Annotated in this window: 8 protein-coding genes and 1 pseudogene; 2 read left to right on the forward strand and 7 right to left on the reverse strand. The window is 58.7% G+C overall.

Annotated features, from left to right (window positions below):
• The 7 genes and pseudogenes from JWQ61_RS09725 to rpsB all read right to left on the reverse strand — a co-directional run.
• Positions 1 to 667 (reverse strand): annotated as a pseudogene (locus JWQ61_RS09725) (1-deoxy-D-xylulose-5-phosphate reductoisomerase); the annotation flags it as partial.
• Between the two features lie 5 nt (positions 668 to 672).
• On the reverse strand, positions 673 to 1,497 hold the full coding sequence (locus JWQ61_RS09730) for a phosphatidate cytidylyltransferase (RefSeq protein ID WP_304360354.1): 825 nt from the start codon (positions 1,495 to 1,497) through the stop codon (positions 673 to 675).
• Positions 1,497 to 2,264, reverse strand: a complete 768-nt coding sequence (gene uppS / locus JWQ61_RS09735; RefSeq protein ID WP_304360355.1) for a polyprenyl diphosphate synthase — start codon at positions 2,262 to 2,264, stop codon at positions 1,497 to 1,499. Before uppS ends, JWQ61_RS09730 begins: the two co-directional genes overlap by 1 nt.
• An 82-nt stretch (positions 2,265 to 2,346) precedes the next feature.
• The gene (gene frr / locus JWQ61_RS09740; RefSeq protein ID WP_061539423.1) at positions 2,347 to 2,907 is read right to left on the reverse strand and encodes a ribosome recycling factor; all 561 of its coding nucleotides are present in this window, start codon (positions 2,905 to 2,907) and stop codon (positions 2,347 to 2,349) included.
• Positions 2,908 to 3,015: 108 nt separating this feature from the next.
• Positions 3,016 to 3,732 carry a UMP kinase gene (gene pyrH / locus JWQ61_RS09745; RefSeq protein ID WP_304360356.1) on the reverse strand — a complete coding sequence of 239 codons (717 nt, stop codon included), beginning with the start codon at positions 3,730 to 3,732 and terminating at the stop codon, positions 3,016 to 3,018.
• Between the two features lie 254 nt (positions 3,733 to 3,986).
• The gene (gene tsf / locus JWQ61_RS09750) at positions 3,987 to 4,868 is read right to left on the reverse strand and encodes a translation elongation factor Ts (protein ID WP_304360357.1); all 882 of its coding nucleotides are present in this window, start codon (positions 4,866 to 4,868) and stop codon (positions 3,987 to 3,989) included.
• Positions 4,869 to 5,075: 207 nt separating this feature from the next.
• On the reverse strand, positions 5,076 to 5,828 hold the full coding sequence (gene rpsB, locus JWQ61_RS09755) for a 30S ribosomal protein S2 (RefSeq protein ID WP_014005317.1): 753 nt from the start codon (positions 5,826 to 5,828) through the stop codon (positions 5,076 to 5,078).
• Positions 5,829 to 6,138: 310 nt separating this feature from the next.
• On the opposite strand from rpsB, the gene map reads away from it, so the two are divergent.
• Positions 6,139 to 6,960, forward strand: coding sequence for a type I methionyl aminopeptidase (gene map / locus JWQ61_RS09760; RefSeq protein ID WP_304360358.1), 822 nt, complete (start codon positions 6,139 to 6,141; stop codon positions 6,958 to 6,960).
• Positions 6,961 to 6,986: 26 nt separating this feature from the next.
• Positions 6,987 to 8,079 (forward strand): nucleotidyltransferase domain-containing protein (locus JWQ61_RS09765; protein WP_304360359.1); only part of this gene is annotated, 1,093 nt, incomplete at its 3' end.

Genomic DNA, 8,079 nt, shown 5'->3' on the forward strand with positions numbered 1-8,079 from the left:
TGTTCATCATGGTCGCGGAATCGACCGAAATCTTGCGCCCCATGACCCAGTTCGGATGGGCAACCGCCTCCTCCGGGGTGACCGACTCCAGCGTCTCCACGGCCCGGTGCAGGAACGGGCCGCCGGACGCCGTCAGCAGGATCTTTTCTACGCCAAGCGCGGCCGGCTGGCGCTGGTAGCCATGCGGCAGGCATTGGAAAATTGCATTGTGTTCGCTATCGATAGGCAACAGCACGGCGCCGCTCTGCTTCACCGCATCGATGAACAGCTGGCCGGACATGACCAGCGCTTCCTTGTTCGCCAGCAGGATCTTCTTGCCGGCCCTGGCCGCGGCCAGGCTGGGCGCCAGGCCGGCAGCGCCGACGATGGCGGCCATTACGGTGTCGCAAGCCTCGGCGCTGGCCACCTGGCATAGCGCGGCGTCGCCAAACAGCACTTCGATCGCGGGCGCTTCGTCTTGCAGCAAGGCGCTCAGCTGCTGCGCCGCCGCCGCGCTGCCGACCACGGCCAGCTGCGGCTTGAAACGCAGGCACTGCTCAGCCAGCTGTTCGACCCGGCTGTGGGCGGTCAGGGCATAGACCGAATAACGTTCGGGATGGCGCGCAAGCACATCCAGCGTCGACATGCCGATCGAACCGGTGGAGCCGAGAATAGTAATGTTTTGCATACGACCTAAAACCAGAAACTCAATAAGGCAGCCAGCGGCAATACCGGGATCAGCGCATCGACCCGGTCCAGCACGCCGCCGTGGCCGGGCAGCAGGTTGCTGCTGTCCTTGATGCCGGCGCGCCGCTTGAGCAGCGACTCGAACAGATCGCCGACCACGCTGGCGGCTACCAGCACGGTCGCCGCCGCCAGCAGTCCGGGCCAGCCCCAGCTGGCCAGCAGGCGTGCAGGGAAAGTCTCGGCCAGGGCCGGCGCCAGGCTGAAACCGAACATCATCAACAGCACCAGGATCCAGCCGCCGATGGCTCCTTCCCAGGACTTGCCGGGAGAAATCGACGGCGCCAGCTTGTGGCGGCCGAAGGCCTTGCCGGAAAAATAAGCGCCGATATCCGCCATCCAGACGATCACCAGGACCGACAGCAGGTATATGGGCGAGTGATGGAACAGCACCACAATCGCCAGGAAACAGCCGAAAATGGCAATCGCGTAGGTGCCGGCGACCATGCGGTTGGCAAAACTGGCCAGCGGCGGCAGGCCGAAACCCAGCGCCGGCACAAAACGCAAAACCCAGATTGCCACGCACAGGATGAACAGCAGGCGGATATCCGGGCCGCTGCCGTAGTACATGATGGCGGCAAACAGGATCAGCGCCGCCAGGCCCCAGGCCAGGGCCGCTTTAGGAGCAGCACCGAAGATCCTGGCGCTTTCCCAGATGGCGGCGGCAAAAAAGAGCGTCGAAACGACGGCGAATGCGGGAAAATAATTGAAATACAGGATCGGCAGCAAGACTGCCAATAACAGCAAGGCCGTGATGACGCGCGTTCTCAGCATCAGGAAGCCTGTTCCAGCAATTGTGCGCTGGTGCGTCCGAAACGGCGCTCTCGCTGCTGATAGGAGGCAATCGCCTGGTCCAGCTCGGCGGCGCCGAAATCGGGCCAATAGGTATCCGTAAAATAGAGTTCGCTGTACGCCAGCTGCCACAGCAGGAAATTCGAAATGCGCTGCTCGCCGCCAGTGCGGATGAACAGGTCCGGCTCGGGCGCATAGGCCATGGCCAGGTGCTGCGCCAGCTCTTCCTCGGAAAACACCGAAGGATCCTGGGCAGAATCGGCGCCGCGCGCGGCCAGCATTTTCTGCACCGCCTGCATGACATCCCAGCGGCCGCCGTAGTTGGCGCAGACGGTCACGGTCAGGGCGGTGTTGCCGGCCGTCTTGCGCTCGGCGTTATCGATCATCTGCTGCAGCTTGGCGTCGAAACGGCTCAGGTCGCCGACCACTTTCAGGCGAATGCCGTTGGCGTGCATCTTGCTGACTTCGCGTTCCAGCGCCACCACGAACAAACGCATCAGCAAGGACACTTCGTCGGCCGGGCGGCGCCAGTTTTCCGAGCTGAAGGCAAACAGCGTCAGGTATTCGACGCCGCGCGCAACGCAGGCCTCGACCACCGTCCGCACTGCCTCAACGCCCTTGCCATGGCCGGCGAAACGCGGCAAAAAACGCTTGGTCGCCCAGCGGCCGTTGCCGTCCATGATAATGGCAACGTGCCGCGGCACCGTCGGAATTGCTGGTAGCGTTTGCGTGGAACTTGTATGGGCCATAGGTAATGAAATAAACAACAGAAGAACTACGGGAAGAGCGACAGATAGCTACTGTACCTCGGAGATACAGTACCTGCCCTGGTTACACCGTCAGTATCTCTTTTTCTTTATCGATCACTTGCTTGTCGATTTCAGCCACGAACTTGTCGGTCAGCTTCTGGATTTCGTCCTGTGCGCGGCGTTCGTCGTCTTCCGAACATTCCTTGTCCTTGACCAGCTTCTTCAAGCCTTCGTTGGCATCGCGGCGGATATTGCGGATTGCAATTTTTGCATCTTCCGCTTCACCCTTGACCAGCTTCACCATTTCCTTGCGGCGCTCTTCCGTCAGCGGCGGCGTCGGCACCCGGATCATTTCGCCCTGGGTGGCCGGATTCAGGCCGAGGTCGGATTCACGGATAGCCTTCTCGACCACTGCAACCATTTTCTTTTCAAACGGCTGCACGCCGATGGTGCGGGCATCGATCAGGGTCACGTTGGCAACCTGGCTCAGGTTGGTCGGGCTGCCGTAGTATTCCACCATGATGTGGTCAAGAATGCCGGTATGGGCGCGGCCGGTGCGTACTTTCGCCAGGTCGGCGCGCAAAGTCTCAAGCGACTTTTGCATTCTTTGATCGGTATTCTTTTTGACGTCAGCAATGCTCATGCTGTTCTCCTCTTCGAAAACGGGTGATTTTTTAAATTAACTCATACTTATTTGCGCCAGCAATTTGTGCAAGCGATTTGCACAAATATTACAAATTGGGCAAATAATTTAAACGTGGACCAAAGTGCCTTCATCTTCGCCCAGGATGACACGCTTGAGCGCACCCGGCTTGATGATGGAAAACACCTTGATCGGCAGCTTCTGGTCGCGGCACAGGGCGAACGCGGTAGCATCCATGACTTGCAGGTGCTTGGTGATCGCTTCGTCGAAAGTGATATGCGAATAACGGGTCGCGGTCGGGTCCTTGTTTGGATCCGCGCTGTAGACGCCGTCGACCTTGGTCGCTTTCAGGACGATTTCCGCACCGATTTCCGAACCGCGCAGCGCCGCTGCAGTGTCAGTGGTGAAAAACGGATTGCCGGTACCTGCTGCAAAAATGACAATCTTGTCTTCTTCCAGATATTGCAGCGCCTTAGGCCGCACGTAGGGTTCCACTACCTGTTCGATGCTGATGGCCGACATCACGCGAGCCGTGAGGCCTATCTGGCGCATGGCGTCCGCCAGCGCCAGCGAGTTCATCACCGTGGCCAGCATCCCCATATAGTCAGCGGTAGCGCGGTCCATGCCCTGGGCGCCTGGCGCCACGCCGCGGAAAATATTGCCGCCACCGATCACGATCGCCAGTTCAACGCCCAACTTGGCCACTTCGGCGACATCGGCCACCATGCGTTCAATCGTCGCACGATTGATGCCGTAGGCGTCGTCGCCCATCAGGGCCTCACCGGAGAGTTTCAGGAGAACACGCTTATAAGCTGGTTTTGTCATGGTCTGGGCCCCTTATGGCTTTCCGATTGAAATATATATATATTGGTCGATGCCTGGCTGAAGGACTGCAGCGCCATTGTCAGGCCAAACCGCAGCAAAATCCACTACCGCCGCGATTTAGAATACACGACGCCGGTTCCTGCGGCTTCCCCCTGAATACGAGGCAGCAATTCAGCAAGGCATCCCTTAGTCCTTGGCTTGGGAAGAAAATTCCTCAGAGCCAAAAAAACGGGCCTTTCGGCCCGTATTCTTGCTTACGCCTGCTTGGCCGCAGCAACTGTCGCTGCAACTTCTGCAGCAAAGTCATCCTGTTTCTTCTCGATGCCTTCGCCGACCACAAACATGGTGAACGATTTAACGCTGGTGTTGGCTGTCTTCAGCATCTGTTCAACGGTTTGTTTGTCGTTCTTGACGAAAGTCTGGTTCAGCAGGGACACTTCCTTCAGGAATTTCTGCACCGAACCTTCAATCATCTTGGTCGCGATATCTGCAGGCTTGCCCGATTCGGCCGCCTTCAAGGTAGCTACCGAACGCTCTTTTTCGATCAGTTCGGCAGGCACCTGGTCCGAAGACAGGGAAACCGGCTTCATCGCAGCGATGTGCATCGCCACGTCTTTACCGACTTGTTCGTCAGCGCCGTCGAATTCGACGATCACGCCGATACGTGTGCCGTGCAGGTAGGAAACCAGCTTGGCGGCAGTATCGAAACGCGTGAAACGGCGGATCGACATGTTTTCGCCGATGCGGCCGATCAAGGCAGCGCGGGTCGCTTCAACGGTGCTGCCGTCGAGCGGCAAGGCCGACAAGGCGGCCACGTCTGCCGGGTTGTTTTCCGCAACCAGCTTGGCGCAGGCATTCGCCAGGGCCAGGAAGTCGTCGTTCTTGGTGACGAAGTCGGTTTCGCAGTTGACTTCCACCAGGGCGCCGACGCCGCCGGCGATGTAAGCTGCGACCACGCCTTCAGCGGTCACGCGGGAAGCGGCCTTGGAAGCCTTGCCGCCCAGTTTCACGCGCAGGATTTCTTCTGCCTTGTCCAGGTCGCCGCCAGCTTCGGTCAGCGCTTTTTTACATTCCATCATAGGCGCATCAGTCTTTGCGCGCAGTTCGCCTACCAGTGCTGCTGTAATTGCCACCATACTATTCTCCTAACAAGTGGCGCCGTGCCGGTGACCCACAGCTATCCGCCGCAGTAATCTGCAACCGGCCTTCCAGCGCCATCATTCAAAATATATTCAGATAAAAATCGGGTAAAACACGTCGGGCAAAACACATGCAAGTGATACAAAAAAAGGGGCAACCACGCCCCCTTTTTATTCTGAAGTATGAAACCTCAGATTCAGGGCTTAAGCCTGGTCGTTGACTTCAACGAACTCATCGCCGGCTGCGCCTTTGATTGCTTCAACCACGTCGTTCACTGCATTGGCACGGCCTTCCAGGATCGCATCTGCAACGCCGCGAGCGTACAGGGCGATTGCCTTGGACGAGTCGTCGTTGCCAGGGATAACGTAAGTCACGCCGTCTGGCGAGTGGTTGGTGTCAACCACGCCGATGACCGGGATGCCCAGTTTGGCGGCTTCAGTGATGGCGCCCTTGTGGTAGCCGACGTCGATCACGAAGATGGCGTCAGGAATGCCGCCCATGTCCTTGATGCCGCCGATGGCTTTTTGCAGCTTGATCAGTTCGCGCTGGAACATCAGGCCTTCTTTTTTGCTCAGCTTCTCAACCGAACCGTCTTCAATCGATGCTTCCATTTCTTTCAGGCGCTTGATCGATGTCTTGATGGTCTTGAAGTTGGTCAGCATGCCGCCCAACCAGCGTTGGTCGACGAAAGGCGAACCCGAACGTGCTGCTTCGGCAGCAACGATTTCGCGCGCTTGGCGCTTGGTGCCGACAAACAGGATGTTGCCGCGGTTAGACGACAGTTGGCGGATATACTTCATCGCCTCCTGGTACATGCCCAGGGTCTTTTCCAGGTTGACGATATGAATCTTGTTGCGGTGACCGAAGATGAACGGCGCCATCTTTGGGTTCCAGAAACGGGTTTGGTGACCGAAGTGGACACCGGCTTCCAGCATTTCACGCATTGTTACGGACATAATTTTCTCCAGGGTTTGGTCTGGAACCCGCTCAGTCACCGTCTTTGTCGAGAGACAACTACAGCACCCTTTTCGAGCGGATTCGCGTTTTGACACATAAAATAAACTACATAAACATCGATATAGCCCAATAGCAATTCGAGCTAACCCAAGATTGTAACCCAAAACCCCGGGTTTCTTCAAGCGCCGCGAGGCATATCTTTAAGCGCATCCGGCTGGCCTCGTTTATAATCATTTCCTGACTGAATCTGGGCGTTTTTTGCGCCTTTTGCTAAAGAATTCACCGAATTTTCTCGATTTTTCCTATCTTATGACTTCCATCTCCATTAAAACCGCTGAGGATATCGCCGGCATGCGCGTCGCCGGCAAGCTTGCCTCAGAGGTGCTCGACTACATCACGCCCTTTGTCAAAGCCGGCGTCACCACCGGCGAGCTGGACCGCCTGTGCCACGAATACATGACAAATGTGCAAGACACCATCCCTGCCCCGCTGAATTACTGCCCGCCTGGCTATACGCCGTATCCGAAGGCCATCTGCACTTCGGTCAACGACGTCATCTGCCACGGCATCCCGGGCGACAAGGTGCTGAAAAGCGGCGACGTGGTGAATCTCGATATTACCGTCATCAAGAATGGCTACCATGGCGACACCAGCCGCATGTTTTATGTCGGCGAACCGTCGATCATGGCCAAGCGCCTGGGCGACATCACCTATGAGTGCATGTGGCTGGGCATCGCCAAGATCAAACCCGGCGCGCACCTGGGCGATATCGGCTATGTGATCCAGCAGCACGCCGAAAAAGCCGGCTACAGCGTAGTCCGTGAATTCTGCGGCCACGGCATCGGCAAGGTATTCCATGAAGAGCCGCAGGTATTGCACTACGGCCGTCCCGGCACGCTGGAGCGGCTGGAAGCCGGCATGATCTTCACGGTCGAGCCGATGATCAACGCCGGCCGCCGCGATATCCGCGAAATGGGCGACGGCTGGACCATCAAGACCAAGGATCGCAGCCTGTCGGCACAATGGGAACACACCGTGCTGGTGACTGAAACCGGCTACGAAGTGCTGACCGTGTCCGAGGGTACGCCGCCTCCGCCTGCATTCATCCAACAAGCTGCCACTGCAGCTTAGTTGAGCTGTATTCGCCCCGCACCTACATGACGACCCTTGCCGCCACACTCAAAAACCAGCTTAGAAGCGAGCGGCAAACCATCATCTCAGCCTTCCTGGCGGACGGCAAACCCGGCGAACTGCTGACGGCGCTGCGGCGCAGCGTCGATATCGCCCTGACGCAAGCCTGGAAAATGCTGGAACTGCCGGCCAGCGCAGCGCTGGTGGCGGTCGGCGGCTACGGCCGCGGCGAGCTGTTCCCGCATTCCGACGTCGACGTCCTGATCCTGCTCGAGGCCAGCCCGGATGCCGCGCTGAAAGGCAGGCTGGAACAGCTGGTGCAGCTGTTCTGGGACATCGGCCTCGAAATCGGCCACAGCATCCGCACCGTGGACGAATGCCTGAGCGAATCCGCGGCCGACATCACGGTCCAGACCAGCCTGCTGGAAGCGCGGCTGGTGAGCGGCAGCCACCCGCTGTTCCTGCAGCTGCAGGAACGCTGCAACGCCGCCATGGATGCCTGCGCCTTTTTCCAGGGGAAAATCCTGGAAATGCGCCAGCGCCACGTCAAATACGAAGATACCCCGTACAGCCTGGAACCGAACTGCAAAGAGAGCCCGGGCGGCTTGCGCGACCTGCAAGTAATCCTGTGGGTGGCGAAGGCCGCCGGCCTCGGCGAATCCTGGCCCAAGCTGGCCCAGCGCGGCCTGATCACGGCCGCCGAAGCGCGCCAGCTGGCGCGCCAGGAGCGCGCTTTCAAGGATATCCGGATCCGCCTGCATATCTACACCAACCGCCGCGAAGACCGGCTGGTATTCGACGTCCAGACCCCGATCGCCGAAGCGCTCGGCTTCCAGACCACCGAAACCCGGCGCGCCAGCGAATACCTGATGCAGCGTTATTACTGGGCCGCCAAGGCGGTGACCCAGCTCAACACTATCCTGCTGCAGAACATCGAAGTGCAACTGTTCCCGCAACCGATGGTGCCGCAACGTATCAACGACCGCTTCAATCATCTGAACCGCCTGATCGACATCGCCCACGACGACCTGTTCAAGACCACGCCGTCGGCCATGCTGGAGCTGTTCCTGCTGCTGGCCCAGCACAGCGAACTGAAGGACATGACCGCGCGCACCCGGC

This window comes from Collimonas fungivorans (assembly GCF_028292705.1).
Lineage (GTDB): Bacteria > Pseudomonadota > Gammaproteobacteria > Burkholderiales > Burkholderiaceae_D > Collimonas > Collimonas fungivorans_B.

Bases quoted from the DNA above. Each gene is read 5' to 3' on its own strand.
- uppS (WP_304360355.1), bottom strand. From the start codon at position 2,264: ATGGCCCATACAAGTTCCACGCAAACGCTACCAGCAATTCCGACGGTG.
- JWQ61_RS09730 (WP_304360354.1), bottom strand. From the start codon at position 1,497: ATGCTGAGAACGCGCGTCATCACGGCCTTGCTGTTATTGGCAGTCTTG.
- rpsB (WP_014005317.1), bottom strand. From the start codon at position 5,828: ATGTCCGTAACAATGCGTGAAATGCTGGAAGCCGGTGTCCACTTCGGT.
- map (WP_304360358.1), top strand. From the start codon at position 6,139: ATGACTTCCATCTCCATTAAAACCGCTGAGGATATCGCCGGCATGCGC.
- pyrH (WP_304360356.1), bottom strand. From the start codon at position 3,732: ATGACAAAACCAGCTTATAAGCGTGTTCTCCTGAAACTCTCCGGTGAG.
- tsf (WP_304360357.1), bottom strand. From the start codon at position 4,868: ATGGTGGCAATTACAGCAGCACTGGTAGGCGAACTGCGCGCAAAGACT.
- frr (WP_061539423.1), bottom strand. From the start codon at position 2,907: ATGAGCATTGCTGACGTCAAAAAGAATACCGATCAAAGAATGCAAAAG.